The organism is Vulcanococcus sp. DEBay_Sum22DG08_74 (assembly GCF_017852955.1).
Lineage (GTDB): Bacteria > Cyanobacteriota > Cyanobacteriia > PCC-6307 > Cyanobiaceae > Vulcanococcus.
In genome coordinates this window covers 1-23,263 of record NZ_JAFMKL010000007.1, presented here as the reverse complement: position 1 = coordinate 23,263, position 23,263 = coordinate 1, and the positions used below count along the sequence as shown (strand labels likewise).

Sequence of the window (23,263 nt, the reverse complement as noted above, 5' to 3'; positions counted from 1 at the left end):
AAATCACGCATGGCCGGCCACAGCCGATGGGCCCAAATCAAACGCACCAAGGCCGTGGTGGATGCCAAGCGCGGAGCGGTCTTCACGCGGCTGGGACGGGAAATCATGGTGGCGGCCCGGGCCGGCGCAGACCCCGCGGGCAATTTCCAACTGCGCACCGCCATTGAGAAGGCCAAGGCGGCGCGGGTGCCCAACGCCAACATCGAGCGGGCCATCGCCAAGGGCTCCGGGCAGGGGGGAAGCGGAGCCGATCAATTTGAAGAGGTGCGCTACGAGGGCTATGGGCCCGGGGGCGTGGCGGTGCTGATCGAATCGCTCACGGACAACCGCAACCGCTCGGCGGCGGAGATTCGGCTGGCCTTCAACAAAAACGGCGGCAACCTCGGGGAGACCGGCTGCGTCGGGTACCTCTTCGAGCACCGCAGCGTCGTGCGCCTCAGCCAAGCCGGCCTGCAGGACGAGGTCCTGCTGGAGCAGCTGCTCAACCTTGAGGAGCCGGTGCTGAGCTACGAGATCGATGCCGACGGCGCAGACATCCTCGGCACGTTTGAACAACTGGAATCGCTGCAGGACAGCCTGCGCAGTGCCGGCCTGCCCGTGAGCAGCTGGGAACACCGTTGGATTGCCCAAACCCCCTGCCAACTGGAGGATCCCGAGACCCTCGCCGGCTGCCTGAAGCTGCTCGATGCCCTCGAAGAGCTGGACGACGTACGGACGGTCACCTCCAACCTGGAGGCGGACGAAGCCCTGATGGACGCGGCCCTCAGCTGAGGGCAGAGGCCGCCTCCGGGTCCGCCACCACCTCCAACTGGGGATGGCGCTGCAACCAACTGGCGGGAACCTGCTCGCAGGGCGGCTCCTGCAGGGAGCGCCGCAGGATCTCGGCCTTGGCCGCGCCGGTCACCACCAACAGCAGGGAACGGGCCCCGAGGATCTCAGCCGTCCCCAGGGTGATGGCTTGATCGGGGACGGATCCCGGGTCTCCGCCGAAGTCCGCGGCGTTCTGCTCCCGGGTGGCCTGGCTCAAGGCCAAGGCCCGGCAGGGCTGCTCTGGGCCGCAGGGGGGCTCGTTGAAGCCCACATGGCCATTGCTGCCGAGGCCCAGCAGTTGCAGCCCAATGCCCCCGGCCCCCTGGAGCTCCTGGCGGTATCGCCGGGCCTCCTGCTGCGGATCAGCCGCCAGACCATTGGGAATCCGCAGGGCCCCAGGGGGGAGCTGCAGCGGTGCCCCCAGCTGAGCCTGCATAAACGCGGCAAAGGAGCGCGGGTCCTGCGCACCCAGGCCGACGTATTCATCGAGGTTGAAGCTGCACCATCCCGCCAAGAGCCGCTGACGCTCCTCGGCGGGTAACTGGCGCCACTGCCGCACGAAGGCGCCGTAGACCGGCCGCATCGTCCGGCCCGTGGCCAGGCCCAGGTTGCCCCCGGAGCGCAGTGCCTCCAGCAGACGACTAGCCACCAACTCCGCCACGGCGCCGCCATCGGCAGCCCGCGTCAGGGTCATCAGCTGAGTGCTCACAAACGGGGGGCCATCGCCTGCCATGCCTCCGGCTTTAAGCCTGGCTGAGGTCTGGCCCGTTGCGCCAGGGCCCCATAGGACTCCAGCTGCACGCCGCGGTAGTAGTGGCGCAGGATCGCCTCAAAACTCTCGCCCCGCTGGGCCAAAGCCAGGGCCCCCCACTGGCTCATGCCGATGCCGTGGCCATAGCCGCGGCCGACGGCCACCAGCTGAACAGCCGCCCCCGGCAGTGGACGGGCCTGGGGCAGGGAGAAGGCCGGCAGCGGCGGCGGTGGTGCCGGCCAACCCAGGGGGGCATGACTGGCCGTCAAGCCGAACGGCTCAACGCTGGAGGTCTTGGTCGGGGCCAACTCAAAGCGAACCCAGGTGCTGCGCAGGCCCAGGCGGCTCCGGAGTTGGGCACCGCTCAGCAGCACCTGCTGGCCAGCGCGACCGACTGCACGCGCCTGCTTGACCCGGCCGGTGGGGGTTCTGGACAGGACCTCAATCGCCAGGACCTGATCGAGCTCGGGGAACGCCCGGCGCAACAGGGGCCCATCGAGGGGCTTGCTCCACTGGTGCACCGGCGAGGCATGGTCGAAGTCGGGGACACTGACCAGATAGGGCAGATGGCGGGTCCAGAGGTCCCCGCTGCTCTCGGTTGCTCCACCGCTGCTGCTGTGGAAGACCGCATCAATCAGGGCGTCGCCAAAGGTCAGGACCAGACCGCGGGTCTGGTTGACCGCCCCCCAGGTGCTGGCGGTTTCCGCCTCCACCCCCTTGTAGACCTGGCTGGCCACGGTGGCCTTGAGGTCGAAGGCCGCAGCCGGCTTGCGCGCCTTCAGTGCGTAGGTGCGGGCTGCCACCGCCTGGGCCTTCAGGGCCGCCTCGGGCCAACTGGCTGGCATCTCACTGCCGACCACGCTGGGGAGATAGGTCTCCACGGGCACGTGGTTGACCACCTGCAGCTGGCCCCCCTGACGCCGCAGCTGCAGGCGGCCGCGGTAGTGACGCGCTCCAAGCCAGAGGCCTGGATCACGATCCGGCCCCTGGGCTTCAGGCACCGCCTCGAACCACAGCTCCTTCTGCTGGCGCTGCGCCTCAAAACGCAGCTCAGCCCCGGACGGCTCCAGTCCCAGCTGCTGACCGCGCTCATCCAGGACCCGCAGGCCACCCGAGGGTGAAGCGGCCCTAAGGCGCAGGCTGGGGGCCTCCAGCACCAACACCCGCAACCAGGGCTCCGCCGCGCGCAATGGGGCCACGACCATCGCCACGCAGATCCCCGCAACCAGGGCGGCGAGTTGGGGATGGGTGCGCCGCGGCATCGACCCCAAGGGGAAAGGCAGGCCATTGTGACCAGCCCGGGCGAGCCGTGCCAGCCCCGCCGTGGCACGATCGATCCAGAGAGACCGGGGAGAACACCGGCCGTGCAGGTCACCTTCCTCGGCACCAGCTCGGGAGTCCCTACGCGAGCCCGCAATGTGTCAGCGGTGGCCCTGCGCCTGCCGCAGCGGGCGGAGATCTGGCTGTTTGATTGCGGCGAGGGCACCCAGCATCAGTTCCTGCGCAGTGAGCTGCGGGTCAGCCAGCTGCGTCGGGTGTTCATCACCCACATGCACGGCGACCACACCTTTGGCCTGCCGGGCCTGCTGGCCAGCCTCGGGCTGGCCGGGACCTGCAGCGGCATCGACCTCTACGGACCGGATCCCCTGCGGGACTACCTCGAGGGGGTGATGCGCACCTCCTCCATGCGCATTGGCTATCCCCTGCGCAGCCATCGGGTCAAAGAGGCAGCCCGCACTGGAGCGCTGCTGCTGGATGACGACGACATCACCGTGCGCTGCACCGCGCTGATCCACCGGGTGCCGGCCTTCGCCTACCGGGTGGAGCAGAAGCCCCGCCCTGGGCGCTTTGACGTGGAACAGGCCAAAGCCCTGGGAATCCCCCCTGGGCCGATCTACGCCGAGCTCAAGGCCGGCCGCAGCGTCACCCTGGAGGACGGCCGGATCATCAACGGGGAAGCCCTCTGCGGCCCCGACCGTCCGGGTTGCAGCGTCGTCTACTGCACCGACACCGTCTTCAGCGAAGCGGCCGTGGAGCTGGCCGCCGGCGCCGACCTGCTGATCCACGAGAGCACCTTCGCCCATGCCGAGGCCGAAATGGCCTTCGCCAAACAGCACTCCACCAGCACCATGGCCGCCCAAACCGCCCTGGCGGCTGGGGTCAAGCAGCTCGCCCTGACCCACCTCAGCCCGCGCTACGTGCCCGGCAATCCCGTCACCCCAGATGACCTCTTGGCGGAGGCCCAGGCGATCTTCCCCAACACGCTGCTGGCGAAGGATTTCCTAACCCTCGAGGTCGCCGCCCAGGAGCCCTAGGCCTGCAACAGTTCGTGAGTGCCTTGGCCGCGGTCAACCAGCGGGCCCGCCAGCCGTGATACAAGGACTCAGGCGCGTTTTAAACGCCACGTCGCCGGCTTTTTCGATGGCCTCTGTTTTCTCCTCTGCACTCCGGTCCTTGGCCCGGCTGATGCTTCTGCCCCTGGCTCTGCTGGTGGGTCTTGCCGGCCCTGCCCAGGCCGCCCAGTGGACTGCTGAGCAGCTCACCGTGCCCGCTGATGCCGCAGGCACAACCGTGACCTTCAGCGAGCAGGAAGTCAACGCAGGTCGTAAGACCTTCAACAACAGCTGCGGCGTCTGCCACGCCGGCGGCATCACCAAGACCAACCACAACGTTGGCCTCGACCCCGAGACCCTGGCCCTGGCCACCCCGGCCCGTGACAACGTTGAGGCCCTGGTCGACTACATGAAGGACCCGACCAGCTACGACGGCGAATACAGCATTGCCGACGTGCACCCCAGCATCCGCAGCAGCGACGTCTTCGTGCAGATGCGGAACATGAACGACGAAGACCTGCGCCTGATGGCCGGCTTCATCCTGACCGCTCCGAAAGTGCTTGGTCCCCAGTGGGGCGGCGGCAAGATCTACTTCTGATCTCGCTTCAACCTCAACGACTGCAAAGCCCCGCCATCACGGCGGGGCTTTTTTTATGCCCCAGATCAGGCCGCCTCCGGCGGCGTGAGGTTGCTGGGATCGCAGGAGGTGGGCTGCTTGCTGTACCACCACTCCTGCAGGGGCGCACTGAGGCGCTGGGAGAAAAGCGTCAGCACGGTCTGGGTGGGCCTGGAACCCGGCTGCAGCAGCTCCACCGCATAGGAGGGGCACCGGCGGGCCGCCAGGTCAGGGACGAAGCGCTTGCCCACACGACGCCAGCTGGGCTCCTTGCTGCGCCAGGAGAGCCGGCAGCAGGGCCAGGGCAGCTCCTCACGGTCAAACAGCCGGCAGCAGGGGCCAACCACCCGAAAGCTGTACTGCGCACCAGGACTGGTGTGCTCGCTACCTGGCGCATACACCTCTTGCACCTGAGGAAGGGTTGAACCCGAGGCTGAGGCAGTCACAACGGCAGGCGGGGACTAAAGACAAAAAAACCACCCCGGGGGGTGGTTCTGAAAGCACAAAGAGACGGGGCGTGAACGGGCACGCCCCGGGTCGAGCTCAGTACAGCTCTTCTTCGGCGTGGGTCTTGATGGTGCAGTCGCTGGTGGGGTAAGCCACGCAGGTCAGAACGAAGCCAGCTTCGATCTGGTCGTCGTCGAGGAAGCTCTGGTCGGACTGGTCGACGGTGCCAGCGGTGATCTTGCCGGCGCAGGTGCTGCAAGCACCAGCACGGCAGGAGTAGGGGAGATCGATGCCCTGCTCTTCAGCGGCGTCGAGGATGTACTGGTCGTCGGGAACCTCGATGGTCTTGTTGAGGCCCTCTGCCTCGCTGATGAGGGTGACCTTGTAGGAAGCCATGAAAGGAATGGGGCTCACAGGCTCCTGGACAAAACACCCAGGCCCTGTAGGACGGACCCTTCCTACATCCGACAAGGGCAGTTCCTGGGGTTTCGAGGGGATCTCAAGGCGAAGCCCAATGGGAAGCATGGGCACACATCAGCGTGACTTATGCAACAAGCCACGGTTTCGGATTTTTGTCAGGAGCGCCTGATGGTCATCAGTCCCCACTGACTCTGCTGGGCGCTGAGCTCAGCGCTCCAGCCCTGCTCCGCCAGAACCTGCTGCAAGCGGGGGGCCTGACTGACCAGCAGTCCACTGAGCAGGCCCAGGCCCTCGGGGGCCAGAACGGTGTCAAAGGCTGGACAGAGGGCCTCGATCACCGGGGCCAGGATGTTGCAGAGCAGCAGGTCAGCAGGACGCCCCTCCAGCAGCTCCGCCAGGCGTTCAATTGAGCCCAGGTCCACCTGGAACTGCTCGGCAAACCCACTCACCACGGCGTTGTCTCGGGTGGCGCGCACCGCCAGGGAGTCCGTGTCGACTGCAGCCACGCTGCCGGCGCCCTCGAGCAGGGAGGCAATGCCCAAGATCCCGCTGCCGCAGCCCAGGTCAGCCACACGAATGGGCCCCAAGCTTCCGCCGCGCTCATCCGCCAGCTGCTCGATCGCCTCGAGGCAGAGCCTTGTTGTGGGATGGCTGCCGGTGCCAAAGGCACTGCCGGGGTCCATCCGGATCACCTGGCGGTGGGCGTGCTCGGGGGGCAGCTCCAGCCAGGCGGGAAGGATCAACAGGCGCTCACCGACGGGATCGGGTTCCCAGTGCTGCTTCCAGCTCAGGCTCCAGTCCTCGTCGTCCTGCTCAAACCAGTGGATGGTCGGCAGGGTCAAGCCAAAGGTCTCGGCCAAGGGCTCCAGGGCCTGCTCCAGCTGCTGCCGTTCACTCTCCGGCCAATCGGACGCGGGCAGCCAGGCCACCAACTTCCGGTCCTGGGGCTGGTCGGGGCTATGGCGCAGAGCCACCCTGGGAATCCCCAGGGCGTTGAGCTTCCAGGTCAGCGATTCCTCGAGTTCCGGAAGCGCGAGCAGCTCAAGCCGCCACCAAGCCAAGGCCATCGGGGTCAGAGGGTGACGGGGTGCGCCTGCTGAATGCCCTCAATGGCATGGATCCCCGCCAGGAGATCGGCAGGCAGGGGGTCATCCAGGCTCAGGACCATCACGGCATCACCGCGCACGATCCGGCGGCCCACCTGCATCGAGGCGATGTTGACGTTGTGCTCGCCCAGGACCGAGCCGATGTGGCCAATGATTCCGGGCATGTCGCGGTGACGGGTGAAGAGCATGTGCTTGCTCGGGGTCACGCTCACCGGGAACTCATCGATCGTGGTCACCCGCAGCTCGCCATCGGCGAAGACCGCACCGGTGACGACATGGCTGCCGTTGGCGCCCTTGGCGGTGAGCTGCAGCGAACCACCGGCGAAGTCGCGGGCGGCGTCATCTTTGACCTCGACCACGTGGATGCCGCGCTCCTTGGCCTCCAGGCCGGCATTCACAAAGTTGATCGAATCCCCCAGGGCGGTGGAGAGCAGGCCCTTCTGGGAGGCAATCACCAGGGGCTGGGCGGGGTGGTTGGCGAATTCGCCCTGGAGACGCACCTCCAACTCACTGATCTGGCCGCCGGCCAGCTGGCTCACCAACTGACCCAGGATCTCGGCCAGCTGCAGGTGGGGCTTCAGGCGCTCCATCACCTCGGCGTTCAAGCCGGGGATGTTCACGGCACTGCGGGCGGGAAGACCGAGCAGGACATCGCGGATCTGCTCCGCCACATCCACCGCCACGTTCTCCTGGGCCTCTTCGGTGGATGCCCCCAGGTGGGGGGTCAGGATCAGCCGCTCGCTCACCTTGCGCAGGGGGCTATCGGCGGCCAGGGGCTCCTTGGCGTAGACGTCCAATGCTGCACCGGCAATGACGCCGTTCTCGACCGCCTCAGCCAGGGCCGCTTCATCGATGATTCCGCCCCGGGCGCAGTTCACGATGCGCGCGGTGGGCTTCATCGTCCGCAGCAGTTCCGCGTTCACCAGGTTTTCGGTGTCCGGGGTACGGGGGAGGTGGAGGCTGACGTAATCGGCTTCAGCGAACAGGGCCGGCAGCTCCTGCAGACGCACCTGCATCTGCTGGGCCCGCTCCGCCGAGACGAAGGGGTCGTAGGCCATCACGTCCATCCCCATCGCCTTCGCGACCCGGGCAACGTGGGAGCCGATCTTGCCCAGGCCAACCACGCCCAGCTTTTTCTTATAGAGCTCGTTTCCGACGTACTTCTTGCGGTCCCAGCCACCGGCCATGGTGCTGCCGTGGGCGTGGGGCACGTGCCGGGAGAGCGAGAGCATCAGTGCCAGGGCATGCTCGGCGGCCGCAATGGTGTTGCCCTCGGGCGAGTTCACGACGATCACGCCGCGCTTGGTGGCCGCCGGGACATCGACGTTGTCGACCCCCACACCGGCCCGGCCAATGATCCGCAGCTTGGTGGCGGCCTCGATGATGTCCGCGGTCACCGTGGTGCCCGAACGAATCATCAAGGCGTCGTAGTCGCCAATGATCGACTTCAGCTCTTCAGGCGGCAGGCCCGTTCGCACATCCACCTGGGCCACCTGAGAGAGGATGTCGATCCCTGTTTGATCGATGGGATCGGATACCAGAACCTTCGTCATGACCCGGCGGGGTGGAGCGGCCGGAGGTGAAGTGTAGAGAGGGACCTTGAAGCCGCCACAACGGCCGGCCGCAGCATGGAGAATCGGCTGGTCTGAAGCGTGACTCCGTGGGCAGCAGCGTGGTGGTGGTGCTCTCGTCGCGAAAGCGACTGCACCAACTCAAGGAACAGTTGGCCTCCCTCAGCCCTGCCCCGGTGCGTCTCGTCGCCGTGGGGACTGGAGAAACCGCGATGGCCGAGGTGGATGAGCTGAACCCCTCGATCGCCCGCAAACGGCGCCAAAAAGGGATGGCCACCTGGCTGATGCCCTTTGGTTTCTTCGCCGGCGTGACCTTCACCTTCATGACGGACCTCGACACCTTTGCCTTTGCCGGCGAGGTGGGCTCCCATCTGATCGGCGGCCTGCTGGGTTTGGGCTCAGGCCTGATGGGGAGCTACGCCGCGGCGGCCAGCGTGAGCTCCGACAGCGACGACCGCATCCGCGCCCTGCGCAATCGCCTCGAGGAGGGCAACTGGCTGCTACTGCTGGAAACCGCCACCGGCGTCGAGGTGCCCTGGACCCGGCTCAAGGAGGCCAATCCCCAGAGCGTGGTGCGGCTCGGCGACAACTAGGAGCGCGCCGATGCTGCCCCGTGATCAACTGCTGCAGGGCTGTCGCAACCCCGAGGCCATGGGGGCGCTCATCGGCCTGGCGGAGCAGGCCCTGCGCACCTGGGAACCCGTTTGGAGTGACTTCCTCGCCGCTGACCTCCTCGAGGAGGCGCAAGAGCGGCTCGGCAGCCTGACCGAGCTGACCCTCTCCAGCGACGGCGGCTGGCCCCAGGCGGAGCGCCGCAGGTTGCTGCTGCGGCGCGTGGAGATCAGCGACGCCGAGAGGCCAGAAGCCCCCCTGCAGGGGCTCGTGATCACGGGGAACTTCCTCTTTGATCCAGCCGAACCTTTGGATGTGCGCCAAGGCCTGATCCAGGCCGGAGCCCAAGCGGGGGACCTCGGCGACATCTGGATGCGGGGTGACCGCGGCGCCCAACTGATCCTGCGGCAGGAAGTCGCAGAGGCCTGGGGGGGACGAACAGCTCTGGTGCGCAGCGTGGAGATCAGCACTGAGGCCGTGGCCGTCAGCGCCCTGCAACTCCCCGCCAGCCGCACCCCGAAGCAACTCAGCAGCGTCGAAGCCTCACTGCGCCTGGATGCCGTGGCCTCTGCGGGGCTTGGGGTGTCCCGCAGCAAGATGGCCGACTGGATCCGGGCGGGGGCCGTTCGGGTGAATTGGTCCGTCATCACCAGCCCCAGCCGAGAGCTCAAGCAGGGCGACCGGGTCCGCCTCGATGGCCGAGGGGAGCTGGAGATCCTCGAGATTCAGCCCACCAAACGGGAACGCTGGCGCCTGGTGATGCAAAGACGCTGATCCACCGACTGCTAGGTTCCTCAAGCCGAAAGGCTTCTGAGGGCGATTAGCTCAGAGGTAGAGCACTACCTTGACACGGTAGGAGTCACTGGTTCGATTCCAGTATCGCCCACTTTTTAACTCGATCCCGAGCATCAAGGCCATGCCAGTGACCGTGGTTCTCGGGCTGGGCCGATCGGGTCTTGGGGCCGCACGCTTACTGGCACGGCGGGGAGCCAACGTTCTGGTGCTGGAAAGCGGCCAGGGGGCTGAGCATCAGCGCAAGGCCGAGAAGCTCCGCGGCGAAGGGATCGCGGTGGAGCTGGGCAAGCCCCTGGCACCAGAAAGTTTTGAGCCGCTCCTGGGGGACTGTGAACGGGTGATCGTCAGCCCGGGCATCCGTTGGGATCACCCGACCTTGATCTGGCTGCGGCAGCAAGGAATCCCCACCAACGGTGAGATCAGCACCGCCTGGGAAGCCAGCGGTTCGACCCCTTGGATTGGCATCACCGGGACCAACGGCAAGACCACGGTCACCCATCTGGTCGCTCACCTGCTCGAGCAGGGGGGCATCGACGCGCCGATGTGCGGCAATGTCGGCCACTCCGCCGCGGAGTTGGCCCTCGAACGCTTCTCTGACGGACAGACCCGCCCCCAGGCCCTGGTGGTGGAACTGAGCAGTTATCAAATCGAATCCGCCCCGGAGCTGGCTCCGGCCATCGGCCTCTGGACCACGCTGACTCCGGATCATCTGGAGCGGCACGGAACGCTCGAGAACTACAGAGCCATCAAACGGGGACTGCTGGAGCGCTCTGCGATCCAAGTGCTGAATGGGGATGACCCTGACCTCTGCGCGCACGCCGCCACCTGGCCGAACGCCCGCTGGATCACCGCGGCATCCCGGGAGGCGGCCCTGGCCAAAGGAATCGACCCCTGGCTTTGGATCGAGGGGAATCAGGTCATGCAGCGCAGCGGCGCCCTACTCCAAGCCAACGCCCTGGCCATGCCGGGGGCCCATAACCGCCAGAACATGCTGATGGCCCTGGCCGTGGGATTGGAGCTGGGCCTCAGCGGCTCGGCGATGGAAGCGGCCCTGCGGGCCTTCCCCGGCGTCCCCCACCGGCTCGAGCTGATCCGCAGCCTCGATGGAGTCGACTGGATCAACGACAGCAAAGCCACCAACTACGACGCCGCCGAGGTAGCCCTGCGGGCCGTCGAAGGTCCCCTCGTGGCCCTGGCCGGCGGGGAGGCCAAGCAGGGCGATGCCAGCGCCTGGATCGCGGCGCTTCAACGCAGCGCCAAGGCCGTTGTGCTCTTCGGTGCCGCCCAATCCCACTTCCAAGAGCTGCTGCTCTCCGGCGGGTACACCGGCGTGATCCAGTGCTGCGACGCGCTCCCTGAAGCGGTGGCTGCGGCACGACAGCTCAGCCAACGGGAACACTGCCGAGCTGTCCTGCTCTCACCGGCCTGCGCCAGCTTCGATCAATACCGCGACTTTGAAGCGCGAGGCGAGCATTTTCGCTCCCTGACCGAGGGCCTCTAGGGGCCTGAACAACCGCCTTACACTCGCGGCCAACGGGACGAGCAGCCTTGGCCTACTGGCTGATGAAGAGTGAGCCGGATGTCTATGGCATCCAGCATCTCCAGCGCGAGGGCACAACGCTGTGGGATGGCATTCGCAACTATCAAGCGCGCAATTTCATGCGCTCGATGTCGATCGGCGATCGCGCTTTCTTCTATCACTCCAACGCCAAACCACCGGGCATTGTCGGGATGATGGAAGTGATCGAGACCGGGATCACTGACCCCTCTCAATTCGATTCAGAGAACAAATACTTCGACCCCAAATCCAAACCGGAAGCACCCCGCTGGGACTGTGTTCGCCTGAAGTACGTCGGCACCTTTGGCGCCATGCTGAGCCTTGATGCCCTGCGGGAGCAGTTCAGCGTCGAGGAGCTGCCGGTGGTGCGCAACGGCAATCGTCTTTCGATCCTGCCGGTCCCTGATGCCAGCGCTGAGCGGCTCCTTGCCCTCCTCGGACCCCTTTGAAGCAAGCCCAGATCAAGCCGGGGCGAGCCTTGCTCGACAGCCTCAGCCAACTGAGGGCTCACCCGCGGATTGTTCTGGGATTTACCGCCAGCCTGTTTGGCCTGCATCTGTTGGGTTGGGTCTTGTTCGGCCTGGGGGAAGCCATCAGCAACGCTGGACTCTCCCTACTGATCCGGCTGATCGGGATTGCGCTGTATGCCATCAGCCTGATCTGGTTGATCGATGGCCTCACGCGAGCGGGATTGGATCTCAGTCGCGGCCTGGCCCCCAAGGCCGACGCCCTCTACCGCTGGCACGGTGCCTGCAGCTGGCACCTCACCCGGGGGGTCCTGCGCCTCACCGCCGCCCTCAGCTTGATCGTGTTGACGAGCTTTCTGAGCTGGTCCCTGCTGCTGCTGATTGCTGAGCCTCTGGCGCCCCTGCCCCTGGTGGTTGGCGTCGTCCTCGGGGGCGGACTCGCCCTCAGTCAGCTCTTCAACGCCTGCCTAGTGGTGGCGGAAGGCCTCGGAGCGACCCAAGCCTTCCGGGCAGGCTTTGTGCTGCTGGAGCAGCAAGGGCCGGGGCTGCTGGCTCTCTCGGCGGTGCTGCTGGCCATCACAGGCCTGCCCTTCATCCTGGGCCTCCTGAGTGAACTGCTCTGGGATGGCTCGGGCCTGCTGATCACCTGCGCGGTGGTGGTGCCATCCCTCTGCCTGATGGCCACGACCGTGACCAACAGCTATGTCCAATGGCGCCGGATCAGGCGAGGGGCTCGCTGAAGCGCGATTGCTGCGGGAAGAGGTTCGCCAGATAGCAACGGGTGATCTCACGGGTCTGCACGCCGTTCTGGACCAGAAAGCCGGCCAGGGCCGCCTGGAAGAGGCGGTATTGGTCCCAGTTGGGGTGGGCCTCAATGAAGCCCTGCATGGACTGAAGCAGGGGCTCGGGAACCTCAGCGCACATGCTCACCGTGCCAGTTGCTTCCATGCCGTTCCTGCGGTCGATGAGCACTAGTTCCCCACAACGCGAGGGAACGGTCAACACCGCCCTGATCGAGCCATTCCCAGGGGATCTCAGGGCTAGATCACAGCAGCCCGAGCGGGTTTGCGCCCTACAGCGGGGAGCGAGCCAGCACCCCTGTCAGGCCCCCAGGGCTTGTCAACAGGGCTTGCCGAATTGATGGCCGTTCTCCCCAGGTGACTGGGGCGACTGCCCGCTGGTGCCCTCAGGCTGTGGAAAACCAGTGCAAAACCCTGGGGAAGAGGCGCGCTCGGCTGGGAGAAAAACGGAGATCAGCAGTCCTGATCAGAGCGATGATCTCATCAGCAATCTCACCCCTGCCGCCATGGCCATCGCCCTGTTTGGAACCGGCCTGCTGGGGGGTGCGATCGCCCGGCGGCTCCTCGAGGGTGAGCAGGAGCTCTGGGTCTGGAACCGCTCGCCGGAGCGCTGCCAAGACTTGATCCAGGCGGGAGCCCGCAGCGCCGCCACGGCCCGGGAGGTGGCCGAGCAGGCGGACTGGCTGATCACCGTGCTGAGCGATGGACCCAGCACCTCGGCACTGCTTCTCGGGGACCTGGATCAGCAGCTCGACGGCCGCACCGTGATCCAAATCGCCACGATCGGCCCCGAGGAAAGCCAGGCCCTGGCCGATGGTGTGGCAGCGCGCGGAGGGCGCTACCTGGAAGCTCCGGTCCTGGGCAGCAAACCGGAAGCCCTCCTCGGCCGGCTGCAACTGATGGCGGGAGGCGAGCCGGCGGTCTTTGCCGCGGCCCAACCGATCCTGACCCAACTCAGCGAAGCCCCCAGGCGGCTTGGGGCCGTGGGCAGCGCCATGGCCTGCAAGCTGGCCCTCAACCAGCTCATCGCCAGCCTCACCCATGCCTTCAGCCTCTCGCTGCATCTGGTGCAGCGCAGCGGGGTGGAGGTGGAGGCCTTCATGGAGATCCTGCGCGGAAGTGCCCTCTACGCCCCCACCTTCGACAAGAAACTGGAGCGGGAACTCGCGGGCGACTACGGCAACCCCAACTTCCCTACGGCCCACCTGCGCAAGGACCTCGCCCTCTTCCTCCAGGCCACGCAAGCCGCAGGACTGAATGGCGACGGGCTCGAAGGACTCCTGCACCTGCTGGAAGGCTCCACTGCAGCGGGCCTCGATGGGCTGGATTACTGCGCCCTGCACGCCCTCACGGCTGGCCATGGAGCTGCGAGAGCGCCGCGGTAAAGCCAGCGGCTGCCTCCCGGCTCCAGCTGCCCTCGATCGCCCGCTGCCCCGGCCCAGGGGTGAGCATCACCCGCAACGCCCAGCCCTGGCGGTCGCCATCGAGGGCCATCCACCAGCCCTCCCGTTCGAGCTCAAGCTCGATCGCTTCTTCGGCCATCAGTTGATCGATCAGCTGACGGTGCTGGTCGATGAGCGCGCCCAGGCCATCGCGGAGGCTGCAGGCTTCGGCCTCACTGAGCTCCACCGCCCAGCCATCTCCTCCGATCAACACGGAAAAAGGGTGACGGCCGGCATCCCATGCCAACCGCCACCCTTCTCCTTCGCGTTCAATCACGGTCACCCGGGAGCGAACCGCATCCGTTGAGGCTCAACCAGGAAGCAGATCGGGCTGGTCCTGCTCGTCGCTCAGCTCGATGATGGCGCGCTGCACGGGCTTCACCATCGAATCCTCCAGCAGACCGTCGAAGTCATCGAAACGACGCTGCTTGGCGCGGAAGGCGATGCGGACGGTGGTCAGGTAGCGGTTGCTGGACTGCCGAACGAGATTCTCAGCGCGCTGCGCGAGCTCTTTGGGGCTGACGTTGACGCCGAGATACATGCACTATTCGCCGATCGACTCATCGTAGGTCAGCAGACTGCTGGATAAGGGAACGCTGACGGGGAAGACCATCGGCTCCTCCCCAGCCACCACCAGACGTATCTCGCGGGCCAACTGAAGCGCCTCCAGCGGCGGCCTCAGCAGATCGATCACGCCACAGACCATGGCGCGGTGGGCGAGATCCCTGCACTCGATCCGCAAGGAGCCCCAACCGCGGGACAGCCGCGCGGCGAGGAGAGGATCCAGGCGACGCGCCTGCTCGGGGTCCTCCCGATAGAACGACCACAGGGCAACAGCAACCCGCTCCATAACCCAAGACAAGTCCCGCTTGTCTCACCATGAAGTCTGGTTTTGCGTCACCCTCTTAGACGGCAGTTTCCCTTCAGCTTTGGCCAATGGCCGGCACCCTTGCCATTGACCTCGGCAGCACCACCACGGTGGTGGCCCATCAAGGCGCCGGCGATCAGAGCGCCTGCCTGCTGCCGCTGCCGCCCTTCAGCAGCGCCGATCCGGTCGTCATCCCCAGCCTGATCTGGCTGGCGGATCGGGAGACCCGCCAACCGCTGATTGGACGGCAGGTCGTCGAAGGGGGACTCCTGGAGCAGGACGGGCCCCAGCTGCAGCGGGACTTCAAACGTCTGATCGGTCAACCCAGCAGCGAGACCAGTGGCAGCTGGCTGAGCCCAGAACAAAGCGGGCGCCTGCTGCTGGAGCAGATCTGGTCCCATCTACCGGAGGCCCTTGCACCGGATCGGCTGGTGCTGACCGCACCGATCGATGGCTACCGGGGCTACCGACAGTGGCTGCTGGAGGCCGTCGAGGCCATGGACGTCCCTGATGTGGCCCTGGTGGATGAGCCCACCGCTGCGGCCATCGGCGCAGGCCTCCCCCCGGGCAGCCGTGTGCTGGTGGTCGACGTGGGCGGGGGCACCACCGACCTGTCGCTGGTGGCGCTGCCGGGCGGCGAGGGCCGGGCAGCACCCATCGCCCAACTGCTGCGCTTTGGCGGCCGGAACCTCAACAACAGCCAGCAAACCCTGCGGACCGCCGAGGTCCTGGGGAAGGCCGGACTGGCCATCGGCGGCCGCGATCTCGACCGCTGGATTGCGGCCCATCTCTGCCCGGATTGGACCAGCCCGCCGCGGGGACTGCTCGAGGTCTGCGAAAGGCTCAAGTGCGAATTGAGCGAAGCGGAGGAGGCGCTGGCGCTCTGGACGCCCCAGGACGCCGGCGCCATCCCGCTGCGGCTGCAGCGGGCGGAGCTCCAGCAACTGCTCGAGGAGCGGGGGCTGCTGAGCCTGTTGGACGACTTGCTGGAGACCGTTCTGGCGGCAGCGCGGGCCGCGGGCGTGCAAGCCGAGGACATTGATGCGGTTCTGCCCGTGGGGGGAAGCGCCCAGATCCCCTTGATTCGCGACTGGATCCAGCAACGGCTCCCGGGCATCCCCCTGCGGGGGAGCCGCCCCGTGGAAGCCGTGGCCCTGGGCGCCTTGAGCCTGACCCCCGGTGTTCGCATCAAAGATGTGCTCAGCCAAGGGGTCTCCCTGCGTTGCTGGGATCAGCGCAGCGCTGAACATCGCTGGCATCCGCTGTTCGTGGCGGGCCAGAGCTGGCCGATCGAGCAACCCCTGACCATCCGCCTGTCCTGCAGCCAGGCCGAGCAGAGCGCCCTGGAACTGGTGCTGGGCGAACCCCAAGCCGAGGAACGCAGCGAAGTCGTCTTTGTCGATGGCCTGCCGGTCCTGCGCCGCAACAGCGCTGGATCCGCCCGGGTCCAGGCCTGGCCGCAGGCTCCTGTCCAGATTCCCCTGAGCCCCTGCGGCAGTCCCGGCGAGGACCGCATCGAGCTGCGGTTTTGGATCGATTCGGCCTGCCACCTGCAGGTTGAACCTTTGGATCTACAGACCCAAATCCGCCAAAGCACGATCGATTTGGGGGCGGTCCGCTAGGCCGGCTCGAACTCTGCCCCTGGCCGCGTGATCACTGGAAGGTCGCTGCATAGAACGGAGCTGGACTCCAGACCCGCCACTTGGCCATCCGCCGACACCGGCTTCCGCGTTTTTGGCTGGTGCTCACCTTGGGCTTGGTGGCATCGGGGGTTGGCGCGGCCTACTGGTGGGAGAAACAACTTCCCACTCGGCTCGATCAAGCGGCCAAAGCCGGGCGACTGGATGACTGCCTGCTCTTTGGCGAACAGCTCTCAGCCCTGCGCTGGCTCGGGGGCCAAGCCCCCTTGGAACTCAGCCGCTGCCGCCGGCTGAAAGCCGAACAGCTCTGGCTGGCCCAACAACCAGCCCAGGCTCTGCAACTGCAGCGTCTGCTCGTCAACTCCGGCAACAGCACCCCGGAGGACCAACAGCGCCTGCTGACTTGGCAACAGCAACTGGAGACCGAAGCCCTGTCCCTCTACCGCCGCGGACAACTGGATCGGGCCTTGGCGGTGCTCAAGAGCCTGAATGCCGACCAAAACCCCCAAGGCACTGCCCTGGGCGATCAACTCCGTGAGGACTGGAGCCGAAACCGGTTTCAAAAGGAGCGGGCTGCCCGGCTGATCCCCCAAGAGCGCTGGTGGGAAGCCCTCGATGCCCTCAATCGCATCGAACATCCCTGGTGGAAACAACACACCCAAGCCCTACGCCAACAGGTCGAGGGGGGAATCGAGGGGCTGCGCAAGCGCGACCACGGCGAGCACGACTCCCATGGAGGCCTGGGCTCCAACGTCCCCGAGGCCCAGCTCAGCCGACTCGTCAGCCAGAAGCTCAGCCAAGGGCTGGATGACTGGCAAGCCTTCAGCCAAGCCTGCGCCGAACTGGGGGGACAGGTCATCGAGGATGGGCCCGAGACAGCCTGCAGGCGTTAATCACGCGTGACAGGATGGCCACCACTTCAGGGCGATCCTTCATGCAGGCGGGAGATCAAGTCACGGTCAGCCAGAGCGTTGTGGTCTTCCACCACCCGCAGCACCGCGGCCAGGCCTTCGATCTCAAGGGCCAGCAGGGGGAGGTCTTCCAGGTCCTGAACGACTACAAGGGCCGCACCATCAGCCCGACCATGCCGGTGATCGTGGCCTTCGGAAAGTTCCGCGCCCACTTCCGCGCCGATGAACTTGAGGCGGTGGCCTGAGGGCCAGCCCTAGGGCTCACCTTTTAAGAGGAACACCCCCTCTTCGCCGTCGATCCCCTTGAGGCAGAGGGCGATCAGCTCCTGACGGTTCGTCGGGACCACGCGACCACAGAAGTCCGGCTGAATCGGCAGCTCCCGGTGGCCGCGGTCCACCATCGCCAGCAGCGAAACCCGCTTGGGACGGCCCCAGGCCTGCAGAGCCTCAAGGGCAGCGCGCACGGTGCGCCCCGTGAAAATCACGTCATCCACCAGAACCACCTCCTTGCCATCGAGGCTCGACGGCAAGGAGGTCGGCGTCACCAGGCGTGTACCGACGCGATCCAGGTCATCGCGGTGAAAGGTGGGATCGACGCTGCCGCAGTCCACCGGATGCCCCGAGAGCTGCTCAAGCAACTGAGCCAAAACCTCGGCCAAGGCAACCCCTCGGGTTGGGATACCCAGCAAGACCAGATCGCGGCTGTCATCGATGCTCTCCAGCACCTGGGAGGCCAAGCGGTTCAGGGTCCGTCCCAACTCAACCGCTGACAGGATTTCAACGCGATCAACGGCCATGGGTCTCAGAAGGGAGCGCGATGGGCGTGGGAACCCATGGTGTAGCCAAAAGCTGACGCAACCATGCTGAGGACTGGCTCAGCGCAAGGCAAGAGGTAGGTTGGAGCCATCTGGTCGTGCAGGGAAAGGCGGGGTTTTATCGGGTGACAGCCATACCGTCCACCGAATCGAGCTCGCACAACGCGGGGACCGCAGCAGGTCCTTCGCAGTCCTCCCAGAACGGAGCGATTGCGCCTGTTGTGCTCTGCATCCTGGATGGATGGGGCTACCGCCACGACGACAGCCATAACGCCATCCGGGCGGCCCAAACCCCGGTGATGGATGCCCTCTGGCATGCCTATCCCCACACCCTGATCGAAGCCAGCGGCGCCGATGTCGGCCTCCCGGACGATCAGATGGGCAACTCGGAAGTCGGTCACCTGACCATCGGCGCCGGCCGCATCATTCGCCAGGAACTGGTGCGCATCAGCCAGGCCGTGCGCGACGGCAGCATCGCTGAGAACGCAGAACTCAACGCCCTGGCCGATCAACTTCGGGCTAGTGGCAAGACGCTGCATCTGATCGGCCTCTGCTCCGACGGTGGCGTCCATAGCCACATCGACCACCTGGGGGGCCTGCTGCAATGGGCCAAGGCCCGCGGCCTCAAGGAGGTCTGCATCCACGCCATCACCGATGGCCGTGACACCCCGCCGCAAAGCGCCGAGCCTTTCCTCAACACGATCGAAGCCCAGATCGAGAAGGCAGGAATCGGCCGGATCAGCACCCTCTGCGGGCGCTACTGGGCGATGGATCGTGATAACCGCTGGGAGCGCACCGAAAAGGCCTACCGCCTGCTCACCGAAGAGGGAACGATCAGCGAACTCTCGCCCCAGGAGGTCCTGAAGGCGTCCTACTGCGAGGAGATCTACGACGAATTCCTCGAGCCCACCCGACTGGCTCCCGGCGCGATCGAATCCGGGGACGGTGTGGTGCTGTTCAACTTCCGCCCTGACCGCGTCCGTCAGCTGGTCAAAGCGCTTGTGGTGGAAGGCTTCGATGGCTTTGAGCGGACGTTCATCCCCGACCTCAACGTCGTTACCTTCACCCAATACGAAGCCGGCCTGCCGGTGAGCGTGGCCTTCCCCCCTGAGTCCCTTGATGGTCTGCTGGGTCAGGTGGTCTCCGAAGCCGGGCTGCGGCAGTTCCGCACTGCAGAAACCGAGAAGTACCCCCACGTCACCTACTTCATGAATGGGGGCATCGAGCAGCCCTACCCCGGCGAGGACCGTCACCTGGTCCCCTCCCCTCGCGTCGCCACCTACGACCAGGCTCCAGCGATGTCCGCCGAGCAGCTGACCGACAACTGCATCTCCGCGGTCAACAAGGGGATCTATTCCCTGGTGGTGATCAACTACGCCAATCCCGACATGGTGGGCCACACCGGGGCGATGGAAGCCACCGTTGAAGCCATCGGCGCAGTCGACCGGAGCGTGGGCCGCCTGCTGGAGGCCACCAACCGCATGGGCGGCACCCTGATCGTCACCGCCGACCACGGCAACGCCGAGCTGATGGAAGGCCCCGATGGCCTGCCCTGGACCGCCCACACCACCAACCCCGTCCCCTTGATCCTTGTGGAGGGAGAAAAGCGCAAGATCCCCGGCCACGGCACCGCCGTCGAACTGCGCAGTGGTGGTGGCCTGGCGGATGTGGCCCCGACCCTGCTGGAGATCCTGGGCCTGGAGCAGCCGAGCCGTATGACTGGCGCCTCCCTGATCACGCCCCTGGGCAGCCCAAGCCAACCGAGCCGCATCCCTCAGACCCTCGGCGTCTAGTCACTGCCTAGGCTGCATCGATGATTCAAACCACCCTCACCTGGATCTGGCTCAGCAGTGGTGCACTGCTGGTGATCACCGTTCTCCTGCACAGCCCCAAGGGGGATGGCATGGGTGGCATCGCCTCCAGCGGCAGCTCGATGTTCAGCAGCGCCCGCAGCGCCGAGGCGACCCTGAACCGCATCACCTGGACCCTGCTCGCCATCTTCATGGGACTGGCCACGGCCCTCAGCGCCGGCTGGTTCAAAGGTCTCTAACGCGATGACACGACGGGGATTGCTCGCCTCCTTGGCCCTGCTGGTGGGCGGCAAATCGGCGGATGCTGCCAGCAAGGCAGCTGATCCGCAGTGGCAACTCACGGATGCCCAGTGGAAGGCACGCCTGTCTCCAGCGGCGTACCAGGTCCTGCGTCAGGAGGGGACCGAGCGCCCTTTCTCCAGCCCCCTGAACAACGAGAAACGCGCCGGCATCTTCCACTGCGCCGGTTGTGATCTACCGCTGTTCAGCTCCAAGGCGAAGTACGACAGCGGCACCGGCTGGCCCAGCTTCTGGGAGCCCCTGGCCAATGCGATCGAGACCAAGGTGGACTTCAAATTGATCGTCCCCCGGACCGAATACCACTGCCGCCGCTGCGGCGGCCATCAAGGTCACGTCTTCGGTGACGGTCCTCGCCCGACCGGCAAGCGCTACTGCAACAACGGGGTGGCGCTGAGCTTTACGCCCAACGCCTAAGACAAGACAGCAAAAAGCCCGGGATGCGCTGCACCCCGGGCTTGCTTATTGAGCTTGTGCTCAGAACAGCTGAGGCGAACCGACGCGCTCGGCGTAGGCCTCTTCGCCGTGTTCAGCCACATCAACGCCGAGGTTTTCAGCGTTTTCGCCGACACGGAACTGAACACCAAGACCGCGCAAGACACCGGCAATTAAGAGGGTGCCAAGGGCAGCCAGGCCATAGGCCACCAGAACCGCCTGCAGCTGACCCAGCACCAGGGCTCCACGGCCCTGTTCCGCCAGGACCTGGCCGGCGGGGTGGGAGGCGATCAACTCAGCGTTGGCAAAGACGCCGGTGAGCAGGGCACCCGCGGTACCGCCGACGCCATGGACGGCATAGGTGTCGAGGGAATCGTCAAAGCGCAGCTTCACCTTGACCTGGACCGAGATGTAGCAGAGGACGGCGGTGATCGCACCGATGGCCATGCCCGAGCCGATGGTCACAAAACCAGCGGCGGGGGTCACGCCCACCAAGCCAGCCACAGCCCCGGTGGCCATGCCAACGGCGGTGGGCTTGCCGTCGCGCCAGGTCTCCACCACCGACCAGGCCACCAGACCCGCAGCAGCAGCGACGTGGGTGGTGGTGAAGGGAATCTCGGCGCCGCCAACAGCCAGCTGGCTGCCGCCGTTGAAGCCGAACCAACCAAACCAGAGCAACCCGGTACCCAGCAGGATCTGGGTCACGTCATGGGGAGGACGGATCGCCTTGGGCCACTGACGGCGCGCACCGATCAGACCGGCCAGCACCAGTGCGGTCACGCCGGAGCTGATGTGCACGACGGTGCCACCGGCGAAATCGAGATCTTTGCCCAGGAAGCCGCCGCCCCAGACCATGTGGGCCAGCGGGGAATAGACCAGCAGCAGCCAGATCGGCGTGAACAGGCACCAGAAGCGGAAGCTGATGCGCTCCACCAGGGCACCGGAGATCAGGGCCGGCGTGATGATCGCGAACATGCCCTGGAACAGGGCAAAGGTCAGACCGGGAACCGCAAGACCATCCCAGACCTCCGGCAGACGCTCGAGCAGGGCAAAGGTGAAGGGGTTCCCCACCACCGCCTGGGCCGCACCGCCATCGGCGAAGGCCAAGCTGAAACCAAAGCTGGCCCAGACCAAGGTGGCGATGCCCATCATCACGAAGCTCATCGCCATCGTGTTGAGGACGTTGCGCCCCTGAACAAAGCCGCCGTAGAAGAAGGCCAGACCAGGGGTCATCAAGAGCACCATCGCCGCTGAGATCAGCAGCAGGGTGTTGTCGGAGCTATCCAGCGAGGCTTCTGCCGCCTGGGCTGGCAAGAACGCACCCAGCAGGAACTGCAGCGCAGGAACAGTGAGAACAGCGATCAGCAATCGGCGCTGTCGCGAAAGAAACGGCACGCGAACTCATTCGGTGATGACGGCTACCGTTTCAGACAACGCAGGAGATGGACTGTTCGCTGCGAACAATTTGATGAGCTCTAGGTGATCCGTGTCCGCTCAGACCTCGGCTTCCCCGCCCTGGGCAGCACGCAGGCGATCCATCCCCGCCGAGGCCATGCGCTGGGACCGGTTGATCGCCTTAACAATGAAGAACAGCACCCAGCCCACAATCAGGGAATTGAGCAGCACATTCAGAGCCTGTCCAATCAGGAGCTGCCCACCGGCATAGGGAATCTCCCACTTTTCCCAGCCGCCATTGCGAATCAGGGGATTCACCAATGGCATCAACAGGTCTTTCGTGAGCGCATCGACGATCTGCTGAAACTGGGTGCCCACCACCACCGCAATGGCCAGGTTCAGGGCATTGCCCTTCTGAAAGAAGAACTCCGTGAATTCCTTCAACCAGCGACGAAAAGCGAGCATGAAAGACCTGGGAAAGCAGGCCTTCATTCGAACACGGGTGACTCAAAGCCCCTAAGTCTTCAGCCCTTGGAGTCGGGCTCTTGAAGACCGGAGCGCAGAAAAGCAACGCTCTTCTGAACACGCTCGATCTCATAGTCCGTCTTCACCTTCTGCTTCTCGAGAAGCTCCACTCGCTTCAAGAGGTCCTCCAGCAGCTTGTTCTGAAGTGACTCCACCTGGACCAGCCGCTTCTTCCGATCGGGGTCCGCCGGTCCAGCGGAGACCGCTCCATCTAGAACAGCACCCTCCGTCTCTAGATACACCTCCGCAAGGCGCTCAAGAACCTTGGTGTACTGCCTGCCCTGCCGCCGGCAGAGCTCCCGAAAGCGATCGAGAACCTCAGGCCTGAAGTTCGCAGCAAAAGCACCAGGACGCGGCACAGCCAAGACTCATATAGCCGAAACAATACGTCCGCCTCTTCACGCCCATTCCCCTGCTCAATGGCGAGCATTTGCACCCGCACCAGCTCGCCCTCGCGGCAAGACAAAAGCGGCCCCCTGGCATAGCTCTGCATTGCAGCGCCTAGACAAATAGTCCTGGCAGGACTGGGATCGCCCTGATCGACGCCGAGCGATAGGCACAAAAAAGGGGCACGAATGTGCCCCAGATGCATTGCAATGACTGAAGGTTCATCGGGGAGGGGTCACCCTCTCCCCGACCGGCCTCAATAGTCGAAGTCGCCGCCGCCCATGCCGCCGCCGGCAGGAGCTGCTTCCTTCTTCTCGGGCATGTCAGCCACGATGCACTCGGTGGTCAGAACCATGCCTGCAATCGAGGCAGCGTTCTGCAGACCGGAGCGGGTCACCTTGGCGGGGTCCACGATGCCGGCAGCCAGCATGTCGACGTACTCACCAACGGC

Annotated in this window: 30 protein-coding genes and 1 tRNA gene; 16 read left to right on the top strand and 15 right to left on the bottom strand. The window is 65.7% G+C overall.

The window, feature by feature from the left end:
- The first annotated feature begins 9 nt into the window (after window positions 1-9).
- Complete coding sequence (locus tag QZ184_RS02155; protein WP_296417955.1) at window positions 10-771, top strand: YebC/PmpR family DNA-binding transcriptional regulator; 762 nt, start codon at window positions 10-12, stop codon at window positions 769-771.
- Here QZ184_RS02155 and QZ184_RS02150 read toward each other — a convergent pair.
- On the bottom strand, window positions 764-1,504 hold the full coding sequence (locus tag QZ184_RS02150) for a glucosamine-6-phosphate deaminase (RefSeq protein WP_247477168.1): 741 nt from the start codon (window positions 1,502-1,504) through the stop codon (window positions 764-766). The genes QZ184_RS02155 and QZ184_RS02150 overlap by 8 nt on opposite strands.
- A gap of 11 nt (window positions 1,505-1,515) precedes the next feature.
- On the bottom strand, window positions 1,516-2,823 hold the full coding sequence (locus tag QZ184_RS02145) for a SpoIID/LytB domain-containing protein (protein ID WP_296417953.1): 1,308 nt from the start codon (window positions 2,821-2,823) through the stop codon (window positions 1,516-1,518).
- Between the two features lie 102 nt (window positions 2,824-2,925).
- On the opposite strand from QZ184_RS02145, the gene rnz reads away from it, so the two are divergent.
- The gene (gene rnz / locus QZ184_RS02140; RefSeq protein ID WP_247479876.1) at window positions 2,926-3,876 is read left to right on the top strand and encodes a ribonuclease Z; all 951 of its coding nucleotides are present in this window, start codon (window positions 2,926-2,928) and stop codon (window positions 3,874-3,876) included.
- A gap of 106 nt (window positions 3,877-3,982) precedes the next feature.
- Window positions 3,983-4,492, top strand: coding sequence for a photosystem II cytochrome c-550 (psbV, locus tag QZ184_RS02135; RefSeq protein WP_010315401.1), 510 nt, complete (start codon window positions 3,983-3,985; stop codon window positions 4,490-4,492).
- A gap of 65 nt (window positions 4,493-4,557) precedes the next feature.
- Here psbV and QZ184_RS02130 read toward each other — a convergent pair whose 3' ends face one another.
- The 4 genes from QZ184_RS02130 to serA form a co-directional block, all read right to left on the bottom strand.
- Window positions 4,558-4,920, bottom strand: coding sequence for a hypothetical protein (locus QZ184_RS02130; RefSeq protein WP_010315399.1), 363 nt, complete (start codon window positions 4,918-4,920; stop codon window positions 4,558-4,560).
- A gap of 133 nt (window positions 4,921-5,053) precedes the next feature.
- Window positions 5,054-5,353, bottom strand: a complete 300-nt coding sequence (locus QZ184_RS02125; RefSeq protein ID WP_010310832.1) for a ferredoxin — start codon at window positions 5,351-5,353, stop codon at window positions 5,054-5,056.
- 179 nt (window positions 5,354-5,532) lie between these two features.
- Window positions 5,533-6,444 carry a 50S ribosomal protein L11 methyltransferase gene (prmA, locus tag QZ184_RS02120; protein ID WP_296417948.1) on the bottom strand — a complete coding sequence of 304 codons (912 nt, stop codon included), beginning with the start codon at window positions 6,442-6,444 and terminating at the stop codon, window positions 5,533-5,535.
- A gap of 5 nt (window positions 6,445-6,449) precedes the next feature.
- On the bottom strand, window positions 6,450-8,036 hold the full coding sequence (serA, locus tag QZ184_RS02115; protein ID WP_296417946.1) for a phosphoglycerate dehydrogenase: 1,587 nt from the start codon (window positions 8,034-8,036) through the stop codon (window positions 6,450-6,452).
- 107 nt (window positions 8,037-8,143) lie between these two features.
- Between serA and QZ184_RS02110 the strand changes: the two genes are divergently transcribed.
- The 6 genes from QZ184_RS02110 to QZ184_RS02085 all read left to right on the top strand — a co-directional run bounded on the left by QZ184_RS02110 (window position 8,144) and on the right by QZ184_RS02085 (window position 12,226).
- Complete coding sequence (locus QZ184_RS02110; protein ID WP_010315393.1) at window positions 8,144-8,647, top strand: hypothetical protein; 504 nt, start codon at window positions 8,144-8,146, stop codon at window positions 8,645-8,647.
- 10 nt (window positions 8,648-8,657) lie between these two features.
- Window positions 8,658-9,440 carry a photosystem II S4 domain protein gene (locus QZ184_RS02105; protein ID WP_296417944.1) on the top strand — a complete coding sequence of 261 codons (783 nt, stop codon included), beginning with the start codon at window positions 8,658-8,660 and terminating at the stop codon, window positions 9,438-9,440.
- A 40-nt stretch (window positions 9,441-9,480) separates the two neighbouring features.
- A tRNA-Val gene (locus tag QZ184_RS02100) sits at window positions 9,481-9,552 on the top strand.
- Between the two features lie 30 nt (window positions 9,553-9,582).
- Complete coding sequence (murD, locus tag QZ184_RS02095; RefSeq protein WP_296417941.1) at window positions 9,583-10,962, top strand: UDP-N-acetylmuramoyl-L-alanine--D-glutamate ligase; 1,380 nt, start codon at window positions 9,583-9,585, stop codon at window positions 10,960-10,962.
- Window positions 10,963-11,009: 47 nt separating this feature from the next.
- Complete coding sequence (locus tag QZ184_RS02090) at window positions 11,010-11,468, top strand: EVE domain-containing protein (RefSeq protein WP_010315388.1); 459 nt, start codon at window positions 11,010-11,012, stop codon at window positions 11,466-11,468.
- On the top strand, window positions 11,465-12,226 hold the full coding sequence (locus tag QZ184_RS02085) for a hypothetical protein (protein WP_296415728.1): 762 nt from the start codon (window positions 11,465-11,467) through the stop codon (window positions 12,224-12,226). Before QZ184_RS02090 ends, QZ184_RS02085 begins: the two co-directional genes overlap by 4 nt.
- On the opposite strand, the gene QZ184_RS02080 is transcribed toward QZ184_RS02085, so the two are convergent.
- On the bottom strand, window positions 12,207-12,434 hold the full coding sequence (locus QZ184_RS02080) for a DUF2811 domain-containing protein (protein WP_010315385.1): 228 nt from the start codon (window positions 12,432-12,434) through the stop codon (window positions 12,207-12,209). The two genes, QZ184_RS02085 and QZ184_RS02080, sit on opposite strands and share 20 nt — an antisense overlap.
- Window positions 12,435-12,792: 358 nt before the next feature.
- On the opposite strand from QZ184_RS02080, the gene QZ184_RS02075 reads away from it, so the two are divergent.
- On the top strand, window positions 12,793-13,671 hold the full coding sequence (locus QZ184_RS02075; RefSeq protein WP_296417939.1) for an NAD(P)-dependent oxidoreductase: 879 nt from the start codon (window positions 12,793-12,795) through the stop codon (window positions 13,669-13,671).
- Here QZ184_RS02075 and QZ184_RS02070 read toward each other — a convergent pair.
- From QZ184_RS02070 to QZ184_RS02060, 3 genes are all read right to left on the bottom strand, one after another.
- Entirely contained in the window at window positions 13,634-13,942 is a 309-nt protein-coding gene (locus tag QZ184_RS02070; protein ID WP_363155351.1) for a DUF1818 family protein, read from the bottom strand. The two genes, QZ184_RS02075 and QZ184_RS02070, sit on opposite strands and share 38 nt — an antisense overlap.
- A gap of 96 nt (window positions 13,943-14,038) precedes the next feature.
- Window positions 14,039-14,269: a DNA-directed RNA polymerase subunit omega gene (locus QZ184_RS02065; RefSeq protein ID WP_010315379.1), complete on the bottom strand. Its 231-nt coding sequence runs from the start codon at window positions 14,267-14,269 to the stop codon at window positions 14,039-14,041.
- A 3-nt stretch (window positions 14,270-14,272) separates the two neighbouring features.
- Window positions 14,273-14,578, bottom strand: a complete 306-nt coding sequence (locus QZ184_RS02060) for a hypothetical protein (protein WP_010315376.1) — start codon at window positions 14,576-14,578, stop codon at window positions 14,273-14,275.
- A gap of 86 nt (window positions 14,579-14,664) precedes the next feature.
- Here QZ184_RS02060 and QZ184_RS02055 point away from each other — a divergent pair, with 86 nt between their 5' ends.
- The 3 genes from QZ184_RS02055 to QZ184_RS02045 all read left to right on the top strand — a co-directional run bounded on the left by QZ184_RS02055 (window position 14,665) and on the right by QZ184_RS02045 (window position 17,392).
- Window positions 14,665-16,218 (top strand): Hsp70 family protein, encoded by a 1,554-nt coding sequence (locus tag QZ184_RS02055; RefSeq protein ID WP_296417937.1) that lies wholly within the window; start codon window positions 14,665-14,667, stop codon window positions 16,216-16,218.
- An 80-nt stretch (window positions 16,219-16,298) separates the two neighbouring features.
- A complete protein-coding gene (locus QZ184_RS02050) occupies window positions 16,299-17,129 on the top strand; it encodes a hypothetical protein (RefSeq protein WP_247477144.1) in 831 nt (276 codons plus the stop codon).
- Window positions 17,130-17,170: 41 nt separating this feature from the next.
- Window positions 17,171-17,392 (top strand): ferredoxin-thioredoxin reductase variable chain, encoded by a 222-nt coding sequence (locus QZ184_RS02045; RefSeq protein ID WP_010315371.1) that lies wholly within the window; start codon window positions 17,171-17,173, stop codon window positions 17,390-17,392.
- 9 nt (window positions 17,393-17,401) lie between these two features.
- Here the strand turns inward: QZ184_RS02045 and pyrR are convergent, their stop codons facing one another.
- A complete protein-coding gene (gene pyrR, locus QZ184_RS02040) occupies window positions 17,402-17,944 on the bottom strand; it encodes a bifunctional pyr operon transcriptional regulator/uracil phosphoribosyltransferase PyrR (RefSeq protein WP_247477142.1) in 543 nt (180 codons plus the stop codon).
- A 239-nt stretch (window positions 17,945-18,183) separates the two neighbouring features.
- Here pyrR and gpmI point away from each other — a divergent pair, with 239 nt between their 5' ends.
- Genes gpmI through msrB form a run of 3 tightly spaced genes read left to right on the top strand, consistent with a single transcriptional unit; the run spans window position 18,184 to window position 20,487 of the window.
- Entirely contained in the window at window positions 18,184-19,755 is a 1,572-nt protein-coding gene (gene gpmI, locus QZ184_RS02035; RefSeq protein ID WP_296417934.1) for a 2,3-bisphosphoglycerate-independent phosphoglycerate mutase, read from the top strand.
- 20 nt (window positions 19,756-19,775) lie between these two features.
- Window positions 19,776-20,012 (top strand): preprotein translocase subunit SecG, encoded by a 237-nt coding sequence (gene secG, locus QZ184_RS02030; RefSeq protein WP_010315367.1) that lies wholly within the window; start codon window positions 19,776-19,778, stop codon window positions 20,010-20,012.
- Window positions 20,013-20,016: 4 nt separating this feature from the next.
- Window positions 20,017-20,487 (top strand): peptide-methionine (R)-S-oxide reductase MsrB, encoded by a 471-nt coding sequence (msrB, locus tag QZ184_RS02025; protein WP_296415717.1) that lies wholly within the window; start codon window positions 20,017-20,019, stop codon window positions 20,485-20,487.
- A gap of 60 nt (window positions 20,488-20,547) precedes the next feature.
- Here the strand turns inward: msrB and QZ184_RS02020 are convergent, their stop codons facing one another.
- The 4 genes from QZ184_RS02020 to QZ184_RS02005 all read right to left on the bottom strand — a co-directional run.
- Window positions 20,548-21,900, bottom strand: coding sequence for an ammonium transporter (locus QZ184_RS02020; RefSeq protein WP_296417931.1), 1,353 nt, complete (start codon window positions 21,898-21,900; stop codon window positions 20,548-20,550).
- 99 nt (window positions 21,901-21,999) lie between these two features.
- Window positions 22,000-22,365 carry an MscL family protein gene (locus QZ184_RS02015; protein ID WP_247477135.1) on the bottom strand — a complete coding sequence of 122 codons (366 nt, stop codon included), beginning with the start codon at window positions 22,363-22,365 and terminating at the stop codon, window positions 22,000-22,002.
- Window positions 22,366-22,424: 59 nt separating this feature from the next.
- Entirely contained in the window at window positions 22,425-22,784 is a 360-nt protein-coding gene (locus QZ184_RS02010; RefSeq protein ID WP_296415788.1) for a hypothetical protein, read from the bottom strand.
- A gap of 284 nt (window positions 22,785-23,068) precedes the next feature.
- Window positions 23,069-23,263 (bottom strand): TCP-1/cpn60 chaperonin family protein (locus tag QZ184_RS02005; RefSeq protein WP_296417929.1); only part of this gene is annotated, 195 nt, incomplete at its 5' end.